The sequence below is a fragment of the Sphingomonas sp. So64.6b genome, from assembly GCF_014171475.1.
GTDB lineage: Bacteria > Pseudomonadota > Alphaproteobacteria > Sphingomonadales > Sphingomonadaceae > Sphingomonas > Sphingomonas alpina_A.
The window spans coordinates 1,198,347-1,214,249 of sequence record NZ_CP048817.1; the positions used below are offsets into that span (position 1 = coordinate 1,198,347).

General features: G+C 63.6%; 20 protein-coding genes. 6 read left to right on the forward strand and 14 right to left on the reverse strand.

Annotated features, from left to right (window positions below; translation table 11 throughout):
- Nucleotides 1-5 precede the first annotated feature (5 nt).
- Complete coding sequence (locus G4G27_RS05665; protein WP_183112441.1) at nt 6-1,169, reverse strand: efflux RND transporter periplasmic adaptor subunit; 1,164 nt, start codon at nt 1,167-1,169, stop codon at nt 6-8.
- 107 nt (nt 1,170-1,276) lie between these two features.
- Here G4G27_RS05665 and G4G27_RS05670 point away from each other — a divergent pair, with 107 nt between their 5' ends.
- Complete coding sequence (locus G4G27_RS05670) at nt 1,277-1,936, forward strand: TetR/AcrR family transcriptional regulator (protein ID WP_244624570.1); 660 nt, start codon at nt 1,277-1,279, stop codon at nt 1,934-1,936.
- A complete protein-coding gene (locus G4G27_RS05675; RefSeq protein ID WP_183112442.1) occupies nt 1,936-3,321 on the forward strand; it encodes an RNB domain-containing ribonuclease in 1,386 nt (461 codons plus the stop codon). The genes G4G27_RS05670 and G4G27_RS05675 overlap by 1 nt, the downstream gene beginning before the upstream one ends.
- Nucleotides 3,322-3,649: 328 nt before the next feature.
- Here the strand turns inward: G4G27_RS05675 and G4G27_RS05680 are convergent, their stop codons facing one another.
- From G4G27_RS05680 to G4G27_RS05690, 3 genes are all read right to left on the reverse strand, one after another.
- On the reverse strand, nt 3,650-4,066 hold the full coding sequence (locus G4G27_RS05680; RefSeq protein WP_183112443.1) for a cupin domain-containing protein: 417 nt from the start codon (nt 4,064-4,066) through the stop codon (nt 3,650-3,652).
- A gap of 7 nt (nt 4,067-4,073) precedes the next feature.
- Complete coding sequence (locus G4G27_RS05685; protein WP_183112444.1) at nt 4,074-4,895, reverse strand: alpha/beta hydrolase; 822 nt, start codon at nt 4,893-4,895, stop codon at nt 4,074-4,076.
- A gap of 158 nt (nt 4,896-5,053) precedes the next feature.
- Entirely contained in the window at nt 5,054-5,401 is a 348-nt protein-coding gene (locus G4G27_RS05690; RefSeq protein WP_183112445.1) for a hypothetical protein, read from the reverse strand.
- A gap of 161 nt (nt 5,402-5,562) precedes the next feature.
- Here G4G27_RS05690 and G4G27_RS05695 point away from each other — a divergent pair, with 161 nt between their 5' ends.
- A complete protein-coding gene (locus G4G27_RS05695; RefSeq protein WP_183112446.1) occupies nt 5,563-5,934 on the forward strand; it encodes a GFA family protein in 372 nt (123 codons plus the stop codon).
- A gap of 60 nt (nt 5,935-5,994) precedes the next feature.
- Here the strand turns inward: G4G27_RS05695 and G4G27_RS05700 are convergent, their stop codons facing one another.
- Nucleotides 5,995-6,315, reverse strand: a complete 321-nt coding sequence (locus tag G4G27_RS05700; RefSeq protein ID WP_183112447.1) for a hypothetical protein — start codon at nt 6,313-6,315, stop codon at nt 5,995-5,997.
- A 230-nt stretch (nt 6,316-6,545) separates the two neighbouring features.
- On the opposite strand from G4G27_RS05700, the gene G4G27_RS05705 reads away from it, so the two are divergent.
- A complete protein-coding gene (locus G4G27_RS05705; RefSeq protein ID WP_183112448.1) occupies nt 6,546-7,058 on the forward strand; it encodes a hemerythrin domain-containing protein in 513 nt (170 codons plus the stop codon).
- Between the two features lie 86 nt (nt 7,059-7,144).
- Here the strand turns inward: G4G27_RS05705 and G4G27_RS05710 are convergent, their stop codons facing one another.
- The gene (locus tag G4G27_RS05710) at nt 7,145-7,453 is read right to left on the reverse strand and encodes a putative quinol monooxygenase (RefSeq protein WP_183112449.1); all 309 of its coding nucleotides are present in this window, start codon (nt 7,451-7,453) and stop codon (nt 7,145-7,147) included.
- Between the two features lie 147 nt (nt 7,454-7,600).
- On the opposite strand from G4G27_RS05710, the gene G4G27_RS05715 reads away from it, so the two are divergent.
- The gene (locus G4G27_RS05715; RefSeq protein ID WP_183112450.1) at nt 7,601-8,140 is read left to right on the forward strand and encodes a DUF2867 domain-containing protein; all 540 of its coding nucleotides are present in this window, start codon (nt 7,601-7,603) and stop codon (nt 8,138-8,140) included.
- Nucleotides 8,137-8,805, forward strand: a complete 669-nt coding sequence (locus G4G27_RS05720; RefSeq protein WP_183112451.1) for a hypothetical protein — start codon at nt 8,137-8,139, stop codon at nt 8,803-8,805. Before G4G27_RS05715 ends, G4G27_RS05720 begins: the two co-directional genes overlap by 4 nt.
- 4 nt (nt 8,806-8,809) lie before the next feature.
- Here G4G27_RS05720 and speD read toward each other — a convergent pair whose 3' ends face one another.
- The 8 genes from speD to G4G27_RS05760 all read right to left on the reverse strand — a co-directional run bounded on the left by speD (nt 8,810) and on the right by G4G27_RS05760 (nt 15,894).
- Entirely contained in the window at nt 8,810-9,178 is a 369-nt protein-coding gene (gene speD / locus G4G27_RS05725; protein WP_183112452.1) for an adenosylmethionine decarboxylase, read from the reverse strand.
- 119 nt (nt 9,179-9,297) lie between these two features.
- The gene (locus G4G27_RS05730) at nt 9,298-10,923 is read right to left on the reverse strand and encodes an FAD-dependent oxidoreductase (protein ID WP_345940669.1); all 1,626 of its coding nucleotides are present in this window, start codon (nt 10,921-10,923) and stop codon (nt 9,298-9,300) included.
- On the reverse strand, nt 10,920-12,425 hold the full coding sequence (locus tag G4G27_RS05735; protein ID WP_202049667.1) for a polyamine aminopropyltransferase: 1,506 nt from the start codon (nt 12,423-12,425) through the stop codon (nt 10,920-10,922). The genes G4G27_RS05730 and G4G27_RS05735 overlap by 4 nt, the downstream gene beginning before the upstream one ends.
- A gap of 47 nt (nt 12,426-12,472) precedes the next feature.
- Nucleotides 12,473-12,682, reverse strand: coding sequence for a DUF350 domain-containing protein (locus tag G4G27_RS05740; protein ID WP_183112455.1), 210 nt, complete (start codon nt 12,680-12,682; stop codon nt 12,473-12,475).
- Nucleotides 12,683-12,725: 43 nt separating this feature from the next.
- Entirely contained in the window at nt 12,726-12,887 is a 162-nt protein-coding gene (locus G4G27_RS05745; RefSeq protein WP_183112456.1) for a hypothetical protein, read from the reverse strand.
- Nucleotides 12,884-14,173, reverse strand: coding sequence for a DUF4178 domain-containing protein (locus tag G4G27_RS05750; protein WP_183112457.1), 1,290 nt, complete (start codon nt 14,171-14,173; stop codon nt 12,884-12,886). Before G4G27_RS05750 ends, G4G27_RS05745 begins: the two co-directional genes overlap by 4 nt.
- 41 nt (nt 14,174-14,214) lie before the next feature.
- Nucleotides 14,215-14,886, reverse strand: coding sequence for a DUF4178 domain-containing protein (locus G4G27_RS05755; protein WP_183112458.1), 672 nt, complete (start codon nt 14,884-14,886; stop codon nt 14,215-14,217).
- Between the two features lie 3 nt (nt 14,887-14,889).
- Nucleotides 14,890-15,894, reverse strand: coding sequence for an SPFH domain-containing protein (locus tag G4G27_RS05760; protein ID WP_183112459.1), 1,005 nt, complete (start codon nt 15,892-15,894; stop codon nt 14,890-14,892).
- Nucleotides 15,895-15,903: the final 9 nt, after the last annotated feature.

The following is a 15,903-nucleotide window of genomic DNA, read 5'->3' on the forward strand; positions in this document are numbered from 1 at the left end:
GTTCTTTACTTCGCCTGAGCTGCGGGCGCGCCGGCAGGCTTTGCCGCCGAGGCATTGGGGTTCCAGGCCGACGGCTTGACCGGCATGCCGGGGCGCAGCATCTGCCCACCTTCGACGATCACCCGGTCACCCGCTTTCAAGCCGGAAGAGACCAGCCAGCTGTCGCCGATCGTGCGCGAGGTTTTCAGCGCGCGTATCTCGACCTTGTCGCCGGCGCCGACCACCATGACGGTCGGATTGCCTTTTTCGTCGCGGCTGACGGCGCGTTGCGGCACCAGCATTGCCTGTGCCTGAGTGCCCTCGGCCAGTTCGGCGCGGACGAACATGCCGGGGAGCAACAGCCCGCGTGGATTGGGAAACACCGCGCGAATGGTCTGCGATCCTGTGGTCGGATCGACCGAGACATCGGCGAACTTCAGCGTGCCTTCGATCGGATAGACCGTGCCATCCTCCAGCTTGAGCCGGACGCGCGCATTGCCGCCAGTCGAAACCTGGCCGGCCAGCACCTGCTGACGCAGCCTGAGCAGGTCCGCGCTGGCCTGCGTCACGTCGACATAGATTGGATCGAGTCGCTGGATCGTGGTCAGCGCGTCCGCCTGTGCGGCTGTGACCAGGGCGCCGGTGGTATAGACCGAGCGCCCGATCCGGCCCGAGATCGGCGCGCTTACCGTCGTCCGGCGCAAATCAATCTGTGCACTGCGCAGCGCCGCTTGTTGCGCCGCGACGTCCGCGCGCGCCTGTTGCGCCGCAGTGATGGCGTTCTCGTAATCCTGACGCGCGATGGCGTTGATCGCGACCAGTTCGCCATAGCGCCGCGCCAAAGCGGCGCTCGATGCGATCGACGCTTGCGCACGGCCAAGTGCAGCGCGCGCACTGGCAACCTGCGCTGCATAGGGCGCCGAATCGATGCGGTAGAGCGGCTGGCCGGCGCGAACCTGATCACCTTCCTGGAACAGGCGCGCCTGGATCAGCCCGTTGACCTGCGGGCGCACGTCCGACGTCTCATAGGCGGCGGTCCGACCGGGCAGCTCCGATTTCAGCATGACCGACTGTTCGCGCACGGTGACCACACTCACTGGCGAGGGCCCGGGGGGCGGTTGTTGCGGTGCTTTTCCGCAGCCAACCAGGGCAAGCGCGATCAACGGGGTCGCGTAGTGAAAAAAAGCCATGCCATTTCCGCCAGAATCGATTAATGTGAGTGACCGTTCACTCTCATTTTTATGCTGCTACTGCGAAGGCTCTAGTAGCGTCAAGGCTTTTAGAGCAGGAAATAGGCATGATTCCGCCACTCAACTTTGCGATCGATAATCCGACTCGTGCTGAGCTGCGACGCAGGAAAATCCTGGATTGCGCCAGCAAGTTGTTCGTAGATCACGGTTTTCATGCGACCGGCGTCGCGCAGATTTCCGCACTTTCGGGGGTCGCCGTGGGGCAAATTTATCGCGATTTCGCCAGCAAGGAAGATATCGTCGTGGCGATCGTCCAGGACGATTGCGCAGAATTCATGGCGCATGACGTGCTGAAAGAAGCGATTGATCGGGGTGATCGTGTAGCGGTCCGCGACTGGCTCCATCAGTTCGTCAGCCCAAAGCCTGAGCGTGACGATGACGGTGGGCGCCTATTTGCCGAAATCATTGCCGAATCCTCACGCAATGAGCGCATCGCGGGTATCTTTTCCGGGATCCTGGCCGATAGCCACACGATGATGCTCGAGGCCCTTGAGATGCTTTCGGAGGGGAAGGGCTCACCGAAAGAAAAAGAAGATCTGGCTGACATGATTCCGACTCTGTCACTTGGGCTGATGCATCACCACCTGATGCGCCCCGATCTGGACGTGGACACGCTCGCGGCGTCATTCGCACGGATTATCGACCGGGAACTCGACGCCCTGAGGGCGGGAGCCGCTGGATCGGAACCCGCTATAGAAAGCCGCTGATGAAGACGCTTGCCGATCCGAACAGTGCACTCGCGCTCGGTCTGGCCGCGATCCGAACCCAATTCCAGGTGCCCGAGTCATTTCCTGCCGAGGTGCTGGCCGCTGCCGGTGTTGCGGCAAAGCGAGCACCGACCCAGCATATCGACCGCACCGACCGCCCCTTCGTCACGCTCGACCCCGCCACGTCGACCGATCTCGATCAAGCATTCGCGATCGAGCGCAGCGGCGGCGATATCGTGCTGCACTATGCGATCGCGGATGTCGCCTGGTTCGTCGATGACGGCGATGCGATCGATCTGGAAGCCTGGCGGCGCGGCGCGACACAGTATCTCCCCGATGGCAAGGCGGGGCTCTATCCTTCGGTGCTGAGCGAAGGCGCGGCCAGCCTGTTGCCGGGTGGGCCGCGCCCGGCCGTGATCTTCACTGTCAGGGTGGCGGACGATGGCGCTGTAAAGCTCGACGGTTCCGAGCGCGCAATCATCCGCAGCACCGCCAAGCTCGCCTATGACAGCGTACGCGACACGGACCTGCCGGCGGACTTCATCGAACTGTCGAACCGTATCCAGGGCGCCGAGGACCGGCGCGGCGCGGCGCGGGTCGATCCGCCCGAACAAGAGGTCGAGCGCGCTGACGATGGCACATACGACCTGCGCTTCCGCCCGAGTCTGGTGTCCGAAGCGCGCAACGCCGCGCTGTCGCTGGCCACCAATCTCGCCATCGCCGATATGCTGCAAGCGCATCACACCGGGCTGTTCCGCGTGATGGCGGCACCCGATGACCGCGCGGTAAAGCGGCTAAGGCTGACCGCTGTCGCATATGGCCTGACCTGGCCGGCCGGCGTGACGCTGGCCGAGTTCCAGCGCACGCTGAATCCCGCCGATGCCAAACATGCGGCATTCATGCTCGCGATCCGGCGCGCGGGTGAAGGGGCGTCTTATGTGCCGTATCGTGACGGCGTAGTGCCCTGGCATGCGGCGATGGCCGCGACCTATGCCCATGCGACCGCGCCGCTGCGCCGGCTTGCCGATCGTTATGTCGTGCGCGCCACACTGGCGATCGCCAATGGTCAGCCGGTGCCTGAGGTCGTGACGGCGGCATTCCCCCGGCTGCCGAAGGTCATGGCGCGGGCCGACGCGCTGAGCGGACAGATCGACCGGGCGGTGATCGACCTGGCGGAGACGGTGATGCTGCGCGACCGGATCGGCGAGACTTTTCCGGCGATCGTGACCGATGTCGACGATCGCGGTGCACGCATCCAGTTGCGCGACCTGCCGGTGGTCGCGCGGGTCGCGACGAAGGGACTGGAGCCGGGTGATGCGATAACCGTCAGGCTCAGCGCTGTGGATCTCGAACGGCGGACCATTGGGTTCGAAACGGCGGGTTAGAGCATTGAATGTTTGCGCGAGGCCGTTGCGCCCATGGCCTCTTTGCTATCCTGTTTTCGACAATGAGAAAGAATGCGCGGGGAGAAAGAATGCGCGGGGAGAAAGAATGCGCGGGGAGAAAGAATGCGCGGGAAGTCCGACAAGGGATGACATGTCGGATATTATGCGATGGTTGAATCGCTCAGTGCCCTGGCTGCGGGAACGAGTGGACAGGACTGCAAGGGCAGGGAGATATGGGACACCCTATGTCGCACATCGTTCCGGCCGCCGTCTCGGCTGAGATCTTGTATTTGTCATTATATATCAAGTACTAAAGTGAATATGTGGCTTACCTTGGCGCCCATCCGGCCGGCGCCAGTTCGAACCCGGAAAACTCGAAGGCCGGTGTCACCACGCAACTGACCAGCGCCCAACCGGTCTGCGCCTCGGCGGATTGCCAGGCGCCCGCCGGGACGACGGCCTGCGGCGTCTGGCCCGCCAGCACATTATTGCCGAGCAAATGCTCATGGTGTTGGCCATCGTCGATCAGCAGGGTGAGCGGCGCACCGGCGTGCCACAGCCATAGCTCGACCGCATCGACGCGGTGCCAGTGCGAGCGTTCGCCCTTTTCGAGCAGATACAGGATCGCAGTGGCCAGGCCCCGGCCGCCGCCCGGGGCAGCTTCGCGCATCGTTTCGCGATACCAGCCGCCCTCGGGATGGGGGGCAAGTGCCAGGCGCTCGATCAGGGCGGCCGGATCGCTCATGTCGTGCTCAGCCCTTGATGAAGGCAAGCAGGTCGGGATTGATCACGTCGGCATGTGTCGTGCACATGCCGTGCGGGAAGCCCGGATAGATTTTCAGCGTCGGCTTCTGCACCAGCTTTGCCGAGAGCAGGGCAGCATCCTGATAAGGCACGATCTGGTCGTCGTCGCCGTGCAGGATCAGGCAGGGGGCATCGATCTTCTTGAGATCTTCTGTGAAGTCCGTCTCGGAAAACGCTTTGATGCATTCATAATGTGCCAGCATCGATCCGGCCATGCCCTGCAGCCACCAATGATCCATGATCCCCTGGCTGATCGTCGCACCATCGCGATTATAGCCATAAAAGGGGACGGGTACTTCCTTGTACATCTGCGCGCGATTGGCGGCGAGCGCGGTGCGGAAACCGTCGAACACCTCTATCGGCAGGCCACCGGGATTGGCATCGGACTTGACCATGATTGGCGGCACCGCACCGATCAGCACCGCCTTGGCGACGCGCGCAGTGCCGTGGCGACCGAGATAGCGCGCGACTTCGCCTCCGCCGGTCGAATGGCCGATCATCACCGCGTCCTTCAGGTCGAGATGCTCGAACAGGGTGGCCAGATCGTCGGCATAGGTGTCCATCTCATTGCCGGTGGCGGTCTGGCTCGACCGGCCATGGCCACGCCGGTCGTGCGCGATCACGCGATAACCTTGCTGCAGAAAGAACAGCATCTGGCCGTCCCAATCGTCGGCGCTCAGCGGCCAGCCATGGCTGAACACGATCGGCTGGCCCTTGCCCCAGTCCTTGTAATAGATTTCGGTGCCGTCGGTGGTGGTGATGGTGCTCATCGTTGCGTCTCCCGGGACTGACCAAAGGCGCTCGCGGGAGCACGGTGCGGCGACACCGGACCAGCCACGCGAACCCATGATCGTTACACCGGCAGAACGGTGCTTGTCATCGGTCGCACAACGAAAAGGGGAGCGGCTTGCCGCTCCCCAGCGTCCGCTCAGCGGCAAACGCGTACCGGGCGATCCCAGTCCCATTCGGTCCAGCACCGTGATCGATATGGGCGATACCAGCCATGGCGCCGGTGCCAGCCATAGGGACGGTCCCAGCCATAACGGCGGCCGCCGTTCCAACCTCGACCGCCCCAGCGCCGGTCATTCCAGTTCCGGCCCTGCCAGCCCCGACCATAACGGCCGCGGTCGTTCCAGCCGCGATTGTCGTGCCGATCCCAGCCGCGATCGTGCTGGCCGTATCCGCCGCGGCCGTGACGAGATTGCGCGTCGGCGTCGGCCGACACGCCGATGCCGGCAACGAGGAGGCCGGCGGCGATGATATGAGTGATTTTCATGGAGTTGCTTCCTCTCTGCCCAACCAGGTCTGTCTCGGGCGGGCGACTCAGGAAACTACGCGCGGGTTTTGAAATCGTTGCTGAATATGGCTGTATTCCGCCGTTCAGGTCGCTCACACTGCCTCAATGGACGCTATCACCGAAGATAAGGGAGAGCCGATATGACACTGACCGGACGCTGCCACTGCCATCGCAACGCCTTCGAGATCGATGGCGAATTGCCCGAGGCGCTGACGCGCTGCACTTGCTCGCTCTGTTCGAAGCGAGGGCATCTCTACACCTATTACAAACCCGAACAGGTCAAGGTGACGCAGGCCGATAGCGATGCGGTCTATCGCTGGAATTCGAAGACCATCGCCAATCATTTCTGCAGTGCCTGTGGGTGCGACCTTTATGCCGACAGTCCGGCATTCGAAATGGATGGAAGCTGGGACGGCAAGACGCGGCGCATCGCGGTGAACGCGCGGCTGCTCGACGATTTCGAGCCGGCGGACTGGCCAGTCACGGTTATCGACGGCAAGCATTTATGGTGACAGGGGCCCAACTCATTCTCTCCGGATAAGGGGCGGCGAGATGACGCCGCCCCTCATGCTTCAGCGGCAAATGCGCACCTTGCGGTGGTGGCGCCATTCGGTGCGGCAATGCTGACGATTGTGGTTGTTCCAGCCATAATGATTGCCGCGGTTGTTGCGGCCATAACGGCGGTAGTCGCGGCGATCGCCCCGACGATCAACACGCCGATCGGCACGACGATCATCGCGACGGTCGTAGCGGCGATCATCCGAACGGGCATCGCGGCGGTCGCCGTCGCGATATTGCTCGGTCTGGCGTGATTGGTCACGACTCTGTGCGCTGGCGGAGGTGGATGCGCCGAGCATCGCCAGCGCCAGGCCGGCTGCATACAGGAATTTCATGATGATCCTCTCGGGCCCGGGTTGGGCCTGTAACGATCATACGATCCGCTGACCGCATCGTTCCTGAACCGGTTCGTCAGCCCCTGTATTGGTTGGGGCGGCGGGCCAATGCCCCCCAATGATATATTATTGATGCAAATCAATGGTCCGCGCTAACGACTCGCAACAGGGGAGATGGTGGAACGAAGCGGATGGCTTGAAGTTAAACCGGCAGAATAGGGAGATTTCACATGCCGGATTCAAACAACCAGGACGCAATCGCTCTTCTCAAGGCAGACCACCGCACGGTGGAGGAACTGTTCGAACAGTTTGAAGGCGCAACCAGCGCCTCGAAGAAGCAAAAGATCGCGATGCAAGTGTGCATGGAACTGACGGTTCACGCCACAATCGAGGAGGAGATCTTCTATCCAGCCTGTGAGGGGCATGTGGAGGAAGATTTGCTCAAGGAAGCCTATGTCGAGCATGACGGCGCCAAGGTATTGATCGCCGAGATCGAGGCGGGCAGCCCCGACGACGATTATTACGACGCCAAGGTGAAGGTGCTGTCCGAACAGATCGAGCACCATGTCAGAGAAGAAGAGGCGCGGATGGAGGGCATGTTCAGCCAGGCGCGCAAGGCTGGCCTCGATATGGATGCGCTGGGCGAGCAATTGCGCGCGCGCAAGGAGGAACTGGTCGCCACTTATAAGGCGAGCGGCTTGCCCAAGCCGGAACTGGCGACTTTTACCGAGACAACCGTCTGACGCTTTGAGACGGTTCGCGGGGCGCTAGCCGCTACTGGATCGACTGGTAAAGCGCGCCAGCGACGCATAGCGGCGTCGCTGGCGCGTCAACCCCATCCGTCCCGGCGAACCGGCTCCCACATCGCGATGTCCCTGTCGCGCGTGAGCAGGGTCGGCAGCGCGGCGTGCCATGCCGTGCGATACGGGCGCTGCAGTTGGACGTCGAGCACGTCCTGATGGCTGTCCCAGGTTTCGTACAGCATATAGCGATACGGAGACGACGGGTCGCGATGAAGCGCAGCCTGGCGGAACATTGGTTCCGCGCGCATCGCGTCGAGTACGCCGTTCAGCAATGACAGAAAGCGATCATGCTCGGCCGGCAGGACATCGAAGATGATCGTGTAGGTGATGGCCATGCGCTTCGCTCCATTGCGTTGAATTCGCAGTGCAGATGCGATGGCCGCGCGGAGACGTCGATTACCCGGCAGGTTATGGCGTGCACCGCGCAGCCGCTGCCGCGCGAAACCGGCGACGATCGGATAAGGCCATGATAGGGTGCGGATATGAGCCGGGCCAGCGCCGTTCCTGCACCGACCGCCAGCGCGCTCGCGCCGCTTTATCCCGGCGCGCACCTGCTCGATGCCTATGCGATCGTGCTGTCAGCCGATGCGACCGACGATATCGATGCACTGACCCGCACCGTGCTGGCACAGCCGGCGGGGTGGATACGCGCGCTGATGCGAGTGCGCGATGCGGTGATGCGCCTGGTCGGGGTCAAGTCGTCGCGCGAGATCGCCGCCGCCGATCGCGCTCGCGGCGGGGAGCAGATCGGCTTCTTCCCGGTGCGGTCACGTGCCGCCGGCGAACTGGTCGTCGGTGAGGACGACCGGCATCTCGATTTTCGCAGCTCGATCATGGTGCGCGCCGATGCTGCCGGTGAGGGGCGTGTGTTGATCGCGACGACAGTGGTGCATTGCCACGGCCGGCTTGGCCGCGTTTATCTGGCCGTCATCGCACCGTTCCACCGTGCGATCGTGCGCGCCAATCTGGATCGCGCCGCCCGGCGCGGCTGGCCACGGAAAGACGGGAGGCACCATCCATGAGCTTCGTACAGTTTCTCAAATCGCTCGACGATTTCCTGTACGAGGTGATGACCTGGTTGATCTTTTACCCGATCACCATGTGGCGAACATTGCGGCGTCCGCTGGCGATGATGAATTATGCCGACACCGAACTCGGCGACAACGTGGAGCAGCAATATACCGATACGCTGAGCCCGCCGCTGTTCCTGCTGCTGACTCTGCTCCTGTCGCATGTGATCGAACTCGCGCTGGTCGGCGAGAACCCGATCGTGAAGGACAATCAGGGCGTATCGATGCTGATCTCCGACGATACCAGCCTGTTGGTGATGCGGCTGGTGATGTTCAGCATCTTCCCGCTGATCATGGCCGCGGGATTGTTACGTCGCCAGCGTACGCCGTTCACCCGCGATACGCTTAAACAACCCTTTTACAGCCAGTGCTATGTCGCCGCGCCGTTCGCTTTCTTGGTCGGTTTCGCGGCGACCATCGCGCAATGCCATTGGACCTGGTCGGGCCTGGCCGCGCTGGCGATCATTGCGGTCGCGTTCATCTGGTACGGCACGCTGCAGTCGCGCTGGTTCGCGATCCATCTCAAGACAAGCGCATTGCACGGTTTCGGCATCGCTTCGATCGGAATGCTGGAATGCGTCCTGCTCTCCGCGCTGTTGGTGCCGATCTTTTCCTGAACGGTCAGGCGCGGGTCAGTACCGGCTCCACGCCATAGCCGCGCGACAGGCGTTGCTGCTCGTAACGCGTCGCGCCCAGCCCGCCGGCTAGCGTGGCCAGCGCCGCGTCGAGATCATGGCTGCGTCCGCACAGGAAGATGTCGGCCGCGGCATAATCGCGTTCCGGCCAGGTGTGGATCGAGATGTGCGATTCCGCGAGCATCGCCACACCGGTCACGCCCTGACCGACGCCGAAGCTGTGCAGGCGCAATGCGAGCAAGGTCGCCCCCGCCGCCGCGACCGTATCGCGCAAGGTCGCCTCGACCCGGTCGATGTCGTCGAGTCCGGTACAGCCGAACAGATCGATCAGGAGATGAGTGCCGGTGAAATCCACGCGTTCGTCCTAGAGTCTTTGCGACTTACGTCGGTTCGGTGCCAGCCCGCTCCCTCCCGGCCACCCATTCAGGATACGCTGTGGGTGGCCGGGAGGGGGAGCGGGCTGGCACCCTCTATCTAGATCAACAAGTCACTATGCGGAATGCCGAGATACGCCATCGCATCCTGCGCGGCGAGCGTGCCGCGATAATGCGCTTCCTCGAACAGCGACAGGCCGCTCAGGTCGGAATGCGCGAAGAACAAGGGCGGCTGTGGCGCCGCGGCTTTCTCGCGCGCGCCGCTCCAGAAGAAACCCGGCGTCGGGCGGATCATCGCATGGCCCCAGCGCCACACGTCGATGCGCCGGATTGCGCCCTTGAGATCGGGATTGGTCTCGATCAGGTCGGCGCGCACCATGTCCTGCCAATGCTCGAGCGGCCGGTCGAGCAGTTCGCGCCGCGCGGCGGCCGGCGTCGTGTCGGACATTGCCATGTACCAAGTGAGTACGGTCGGACCCGGCGTTGAAGCGAGCGATTGATGCGTGGCGACGACATAACCGAGCGACTTACTGGTCCAGGACACATTGTCCCAGGCAAGATCGAACCCCGCGCTGGCGGGCGCGCGGTCGACCGTGACATTGGCGACGATCCACGGCGCATAGCCGAACCCGGCCGCATCGGCGGTCCCGGCCGGCAGAACGCGCGCGGTGACGAAGTGCGGCATCGCCAGGATTACCGCGCGCGCCGTGATGCGTGTTCCGGTTCCGCTGGCGACATCGAAACTGTCGATCTCCACTCCTGTTTTACCGGGCCGCACGCGGTGGATGATCTGGCCGCAAGTGAGATGGTCCTTGAGTCGCGCGGCCATGCGCCCGGCAAGATGAGCATTGCCCTCCGGCCAGGTGAGTACCGTATCCGCGCCGGCATTGGCCGAATGCTCGCGACGTCCCGCAAAATAATGGATCCCGGCCCAGGCCGATGTCTGGTCGGGTTCGGTGCCGTAATCGTCGCGACAGGCGTAACGGACATGACCGCGCAGCACCGGCGAGCGCCAGCCTTGCGCGTCGAGCCAGGCGGTGACGCTGAGCCGGTCGAGCGCCAGCAAGTCGGGATCGCGCGAACTCAGCTCCATCGGGATCGCGAAGGCCGGACGACCCGTCGCATCGCGGCGATCGCGAAATGACGCCATGGCGGCGAAGAATGCGTCGAGGTCGTGCTTGTCGGCCGGGGTCAGGCCGATCGTCGGCACCAGCCCCTCCTGCCATTTGCCGAGATGGAGCAAACGCTCATCGGGATCGGAGACGAGTTGGTACGGATCGTAGAGCGGCTTGCTATCCTGCCAGCCGGTGACGATGCCGAGCCGTTCGAGCAGTCGCACCACGCCCTTGGTCTCTTCATTGGGGATCGGCAGATAATGCGCGCCGAGTGGATAAGCCGATACGGCATTCTTGCCGCCGCGCGCATTACCGCCGGTGCGGTCCTCCAACTCGAACAGACGGAAATCGGTCACGCCCGCATCGGCCAGCGCCCAGGCCGCCGACAGGCCAGCGACCCCGCCGCCGAGGATCGCGATATCCGTCCGGATCTCCGAGGTCGGAGCAGGGAAGGCGGCACCGTCACGTAAACGATGTCCGCGCGCGAAATCCGCGCCGGCCAATGTCCCGGGCATGATCGCCTCGTGCCCCTGCCACACCATAGCGCCCGTGCCGATCGCGGCGGCGCCGGCGACCGATCCGGCAATCAGCGTGCGGCGGGAAACGCTCACCCTTCGTACACGGACCATTCCGCCTCGAATTCACGCACCAGTGCCTGATTGTCGAGCCGGTTCACCGGCACCGCACGCCGCGCCATATCGGGTGGGAAGACAAAGGCGAGCCGGTCGGTCTGTGGAGTCAGGAAACGCAGGCCCGCGGGCAACGGCCCGGGCGTGCCGATCGGTCGATTGGACGCAAGCACGAAACCCCATTCGCCGAAGCTCGGCACGTAAACATGATAACCGCGCGTGATAAGCCCGGCCGCCTCAAGCGTCGTCGCGACGGTCCAGTAAGCGCGGGGTGCAACCAGCGGTGAGGTGCTTTGCACACTGGCGACCGCGCCGGGAGCGAGCGCACGCGTCAGTTCCTTGTAGAAGCTGACGGTATAGAGTTTGCCGACCGCGAAATTGGTCGGATCGGGGAAATCGACCAGTACCGCATCGAAGGTCCGCGTGTTGGTGCGCAGCCAGCGAAACGCATCGGCGTTGATCACATGTACCTTGGTCGAGCGAAAGGCATAGTGATTGAGTGTGGCGAGCATGTCGCTGCGCGTGAACAAGGTGGTCATTTCGGGATCGAGATCGACCAGTGTGACCGATCGCACGCTTGGATATTTCAGCACTTCGCGCACCGCCAGGCCATCGCCGCCGCCGAGTATCAGCACATCGCGTGGGGACTTGCTGCGCGACATCACCGGATGAACCAGCGCCTCATGATACCGATATTCGTCGCGCGAGGAGAATTGCAGATTGCCGTTGAGATAGAGCCGCAGGTCGGTACCGCGTTTGGTCAGCACGACGCGCTGATAGGGGGTCGATGCCGCATACAGGATCGGCTCGCCATAAGCCGCGACTTCGGCGGTGCGCTGCAGCTTTTCCGAACCCGCGAACCCGGCGGCGAGCGCCACCGCGACGAGGATCGCCGCGACCAGTTCGGTGCGCAGGCGGCGCCTGTCCGGCAGCATCATGATCAGCACGATGGCGATGCCGACATTGGCGAGGCCGAACAGGAAGCCGGTGCGCATCAGCCCGAGATGCGGCACGAGCAGCAATGGAAAGAGCAGGGACGCAGCGAGCGCGCCGACATAATCGAAGGTCAGCACCTTCGACACCAGGTCGCCGAATTCGAGCCGATCCTTCAGGATGCGCATCAGCAGCGGAATTTCCAGCCCGACCAGTGCGCCGATCACCAGCACCAGGCCATAAAGCGGAATGCGGAAGTCGGCGACGCGGTCGAACAGCAGGAACAGCACCGCCGCCGACGCCCCGCCGATCGCCGCGATCAGGATTTCCACGCGCACGAACACCGCGAGTTCATTGTCGCGGACATAGCGCGAGCACCATGATCCGATGCCCATTGCGAACAGATAGGTGCCGATGACGATCGAGAATTGCGTGACGCTGTCGCCGAGCAGGTAACTGGCCAGCGTGCCGGCGAGCAGTTCGTAGATCAGCCCGCAGGTGGCGACGACGAATGCCGAAACGAGCAATGCGCCGCCGAGGCGCGTGGTCATGGGGGCGGGTGAGGAAGCGCCGGGTGCTCCCTCATCCATGGCAAACGTCACCCATGGATTGCCGCCGCGATGATGATCGAGATGGCGATGGCAATGCCCGCGGCCATGTTGCCGAGCGCGACATTCTGGTTCTTGCAGATCTCACCCCATAGATCGACCGGGGTCAGTCGGTCCCACAGCCAGAAGCCGGCAACGAAAACGACCAGACCGAGTCCGGCATAGAGCAGGGTGGCGAGAAGGACGGTGCTGGACAGCATGAGCTATTCCTTTGCGCTGACGTGAAGGGGCTTTGGGAGAGTGTCATTTGTGCGTCGGGCCGATGATCGTGGAGCGGCCGCCGATACCGCCGATACCGCGCGCGCCGCCATCGGCGAAGGGCGAGAAACCGTCGCGTGACGCCACAACGAACAGCGCGACGACGCCAAGGCTGAACATGGCGTAGAGGATCGACATCCGGCTCATTCATCGTCCTCCGATCCGGTGACCGGCGCCATGCGCCGACGCTCGAAATTCCAGTGTTTGAACGTCGCGATGACCGGCCAGATCAGCAGCAGGAAAAGCGCCAGCGCGACATTGCCGCCGAACACGCCACCGCGCTCGACCGTGATACGCACCGGGATGGTCTCCGACTGCGCGAAGATCGGCGTCGCGCCAAACACGCTGTTCGCTTGCCAGCGATGCCCGGTCGCCTCGACCACAAGATCATAGGAACCGCGCGGGATACTCGACAGTCGTGTGTCGGGTCTGCTGTTGCCCTCGCTCCACGGGCCGTCGCTGTCGCGACCATGATAACTCTCCGCCGTCGCGTAGACGTCGAAGCTTTGCTGCGTGCGCCGGTCGACCAGCGAATAATCCAGCTCGATCCAGCTATTGTCGAGTTGCGGCACGTCCGCATGGATGCCGACTGCGCTGCTCTTCGCGGGCAGTTCGACCGGGCCGATCACTCTGGTCGTGGCCGCGCCGTCGAGCTGTACCGCGATTTCCGCGCTGGTCACCCGGCTGTGTCCGCTCGCGCCGATCGCAATGACGAACAAAGTGACGATCGCGACCAGGCCGATGATCAGCGCCTCGATCATTCGGCCGCGATACGGTGAAGGCTCATGTGGTGCCGGCGTACCGCCATTGTCGACCGGACGGCGCGGCAGGCCGAACGCCGCTTCCGCTGCCCCACGGTCGAGCAGATCCGAACGGGTCCAGGTTCGCTCGCCGTCATTCTCCTCGCACGACAGCATCGTGCCGGGGCGGACGAAATCGGTCACCAGCACATGTTCGTCGACCGCGACGCGCCAGTAGAATTCGCCGACCACGAAATGAACCCAGGTGCCATAGGTCGAGCCGAAGCGACTATAGGCTTGCTCATCGACGGTGATCGCGCCGCCGGTATGATTGGGCAGCCGGTCCATCAGTAGGCCGAGGCTGAAGCGCCGCCCGTCATCGATCAGGAAAGCATAACCGCGATAGGGGTTGAACAGCAGATATTCCGCCCAGCCGGCCTCGCCGTCGCTACGCTCCATATAGCCGACCACCTCCCACGTCGTCCCGCGCAGATCGCCGCGCGTGCCGAGCGGAATCTCCGGCCGTTTCATCGCTTCGCTGGCCTGGGCGATGATGCGCAGCGCCGGGTCGGTCGCATCGAGCGTCGTGCCGCAATGTTCGCACACTAGCGATACGGTAATGCCCGCCGCACGCAATGCGATGGTTCCGCCGCAATTGGTGCAGGACAGCGCGCGGACGGTGGTGGCGGTCACCTCGGGAGATTTGGCCCAGGGAGATATGGGAGGAGCGCTGCTCATGCGGCGAATTGCGGCATTGGCCAGCCATCGAACGCGCGCAGATTGGTCGGCCGCAGATCGCCCAGGGTGACATAGCGTCCGGCATAAACGCTCACCTCGCCACCCTCCTTCTGCAAGCTCGCGCTCTGTCCGTCGCGCGCCATCAGGTCGACGCTGATGATCGTCAGCCCGTCCGGTGCGCTGAACGGCAATTCGCCCTCGCTGGCGACGCAGGTCACCTGCTTGATATCGGTCACGCGATACTCGATTCCGTCGATCGTCGCGTCGGTGCCCAGTTCGATCGGCTGGTCGTCGCGCAACCTCTTGACCGCCTCGGTCCGGCCGGCGCCATGTTCGACCGCGCGCAACAGCATATAGCGGCCCATCGCTTCGCCCAGCCACGCCGATGACCCGTCATCGAACAGCGCGAGCCACTCGTTCCAGGCCCCATCGCTCCAGCGCCAGCGGACGCGTCCGATCAGTTCGAAGCCCATCCCGCCATCGCTGCCGCGCGTGCCGATCTGCAACGGGCTGACATCCTCCGGCACCTCGGCGACCTGCCCGATCACTTCGAGCTGGTCGCCGTTGCGCATCACCAGGCTGCGGCAATAGTCGCACACCTTGGCGGGCAGGTCGGCGGATCGAAAATGGATCGCCGCGCCGCAATTGGGACAGGTCGCGTCGAGCACGCCTCAGCCGATCTTGGCCAGCAGCGCCGCCTTTTTGCCGTCGAACTCCTCCTGCGTGATCGCACCGGCGACGAGCAGGCCGTGAAGCTTCTGGATCATCGCGTACGGATCCTCGCCCGTGCCACCCGATCCACCGCCACCCTGGCCCAAACCACTGGGGCCCAAACCACCGGCCATGCTCTGGCCGATCGCCAGGCCAGCCGCCGCGCCCGCGCCAATTCCGGCCACGCCGCCCGATTGCGCGGCGGCGGTGCCGATCGCATCGGCGGTCTGGAACTTCACATAACGGTCGAGATCGCCGACCACGCGCATCGAGCTCGCCTTGTCGAGATACTCCTGCACGTTATCCGGTAGCGACAGGCTCTCAACGAAGAAGGTGCAGCAGGTCAGGCCCCAGGCCTCGAACGCCGGCGCGACGGCCGTTTTGAGCCGTTCCGATAGCGCCGCCTGATCAGCCGCAAGATCGACGAACGCCGTACTCCCGCCGCCCAGGCCCGACGCGAGCGCAGTGGCGATCGCGCCGCGCAGCTGCGATTCGACATCGGCGACGGTCAGTTTTTCGAGCGTGCCCATCAGCTTCGCCGCGAATACCGCGATATTGTCGAGGCGGAAAGAATAGCTGCCGAATGCGCGGATGCGCAGCGGCCCGAATTCCGCGTCGCGCACCGTGATTGGCTGTGGCGTACCCCATTTCAGCCCGGCCTGTTCCTTCGTGGTGAAGAAATACAGGTCCGACTTGAATGGCGAGGCGAACCCCTTGTCCCAGTTGAGCAGGGCGGTGAGGATCGGCAGATTGGACGTATCGAGCGTGTGCAGCCCGGGTTCGAACACGTCGGCGATCTTGCCTTCGTTATAGAAGAACGCCTTTTGTCCTTCGCGCACCGTCAGCTGCGCGCCGTTCTGAATTTCCTTATCCTGCGCCGGATAACGGATCGCCAGATCGCCCGGCTGCTCGGTCCAGTCGATGACGTCGATGAATTGCTTCGACAGAAAATCAAGAATGCCCATGTCGTCCTC

Bases quoted from the DNA above. Each gene is read 5' to 3' on its own strand.
- G4G27_RS05665 (WP_183112441.1), bottom strand. From the start codon at position 1,169: ATGGCTTTTTTTCACTACGCGACCCCGTTGATCGCGCTTGCCCTGGTT.
- G4G27_RS05670 (WP_244624570.1), top strand. From the start codon at position 1,277: ATGATTCCGCCACTCAACTTTGCGATCGATAATCCGACTCGTGCTGAG.
- G4G27_RS05675 (WP_183112442.1), top strand. From the start codon at position 1,936: ATGAAGACGCTTGCCGATCCGAACAGTGCACTCGCGCTCGGTCTGGCC.
- G4G27_RS05680 (WP_183112443.1), bottom strand. From the start codon at position 4,066: ATGAGCGATCCGGCCGCCCTGATCGAGCGCCTGGCACTTGCCCCCCAT.
- G4G27_RS05685 (WP_183112444.1), bottom strand. From the start codon at position 4,895: ATGAGCACCATCACCACCACCGACGGCACCGAAATCTATTACAAGGAC.
- G4G27_RS05690 (WP_183112445.1), bottom strand. From the start codon at position 5,401: ATGAAAATCACTCATATCATCGCCGCCGGCCTCCTCGTTGCCGGCATC.
- G4G27_RS05695 (WP_183112446.1), top strand. From the start codon at position 5,563: ATGACACTGACCGGACGCTGCCACTGCCATCGCAACGCCTTCGAGATC.
- G4G27_RS05700 (WP_183112447.1), bottom strand. From the start codon at position 6,315: ATGAAATTCCTGTATGCAGCCGGCCTGGCGCTGGCGATGCTCGGCGCA.
- G4G27_RS05705 (WP_183112448.1), top strand. From the start codon at position 6,546: ATGCCGGATTCAAACAACCAGGACGCAATCGCTCTTCTCAAGGCAGAC.
- G4G27_RS05710 (WP_183112449.1), bottom strand. From the start codon at position 7,453: ATGGCCATCACCTACACGATCATCTTCGATGTCCTGCCGGCCGAGCAT.
- G4G27_RS05715 (WP_183112450.1), top strand. From the start codon at position 7,601: ATGAGCCGGGCCAGCGCCGTTCCTGCACCGACCGCCAGCGCGCTCGCG.
- G4G27_RS05720 (WP_183112451.1), top strand. From the start codon at position 8,137: ATGAGCTTCGTACAGTTTCTCAAATCGCTCGACGATTTCCTGTACGAG.
- G4G27_RS05735 (WP_202049667.1), bottom strand. From the start codon at position 12,425: ATGACCACGCGCCTCGGCGGCGCATTGCTCGTTTCGGCATTCGTCGTC.
- G4G27_RS05740 (WP_183112455.1), bottom strand. From the start codon at position 12,682: ATGCTGTCCAGCACCGTCCTTCTCGCCACCCTGCTCTATGCCGGACTC.
- G4G27_RS05745 (WP_183112456.1), bottom strand. From the start codon at position 12,887: ATGAGCCGGATGTCGATCCTCTACGCCATGTTCAGCCTTGGCGTCGTC.
- G4G27_RS05760 (WP_183112459.1), bottom strand. From the start codon at position 15,894: ATGGGCATTCTTGATTTTCTGTCGAAGCAATTCATCGACGTCATCGAC.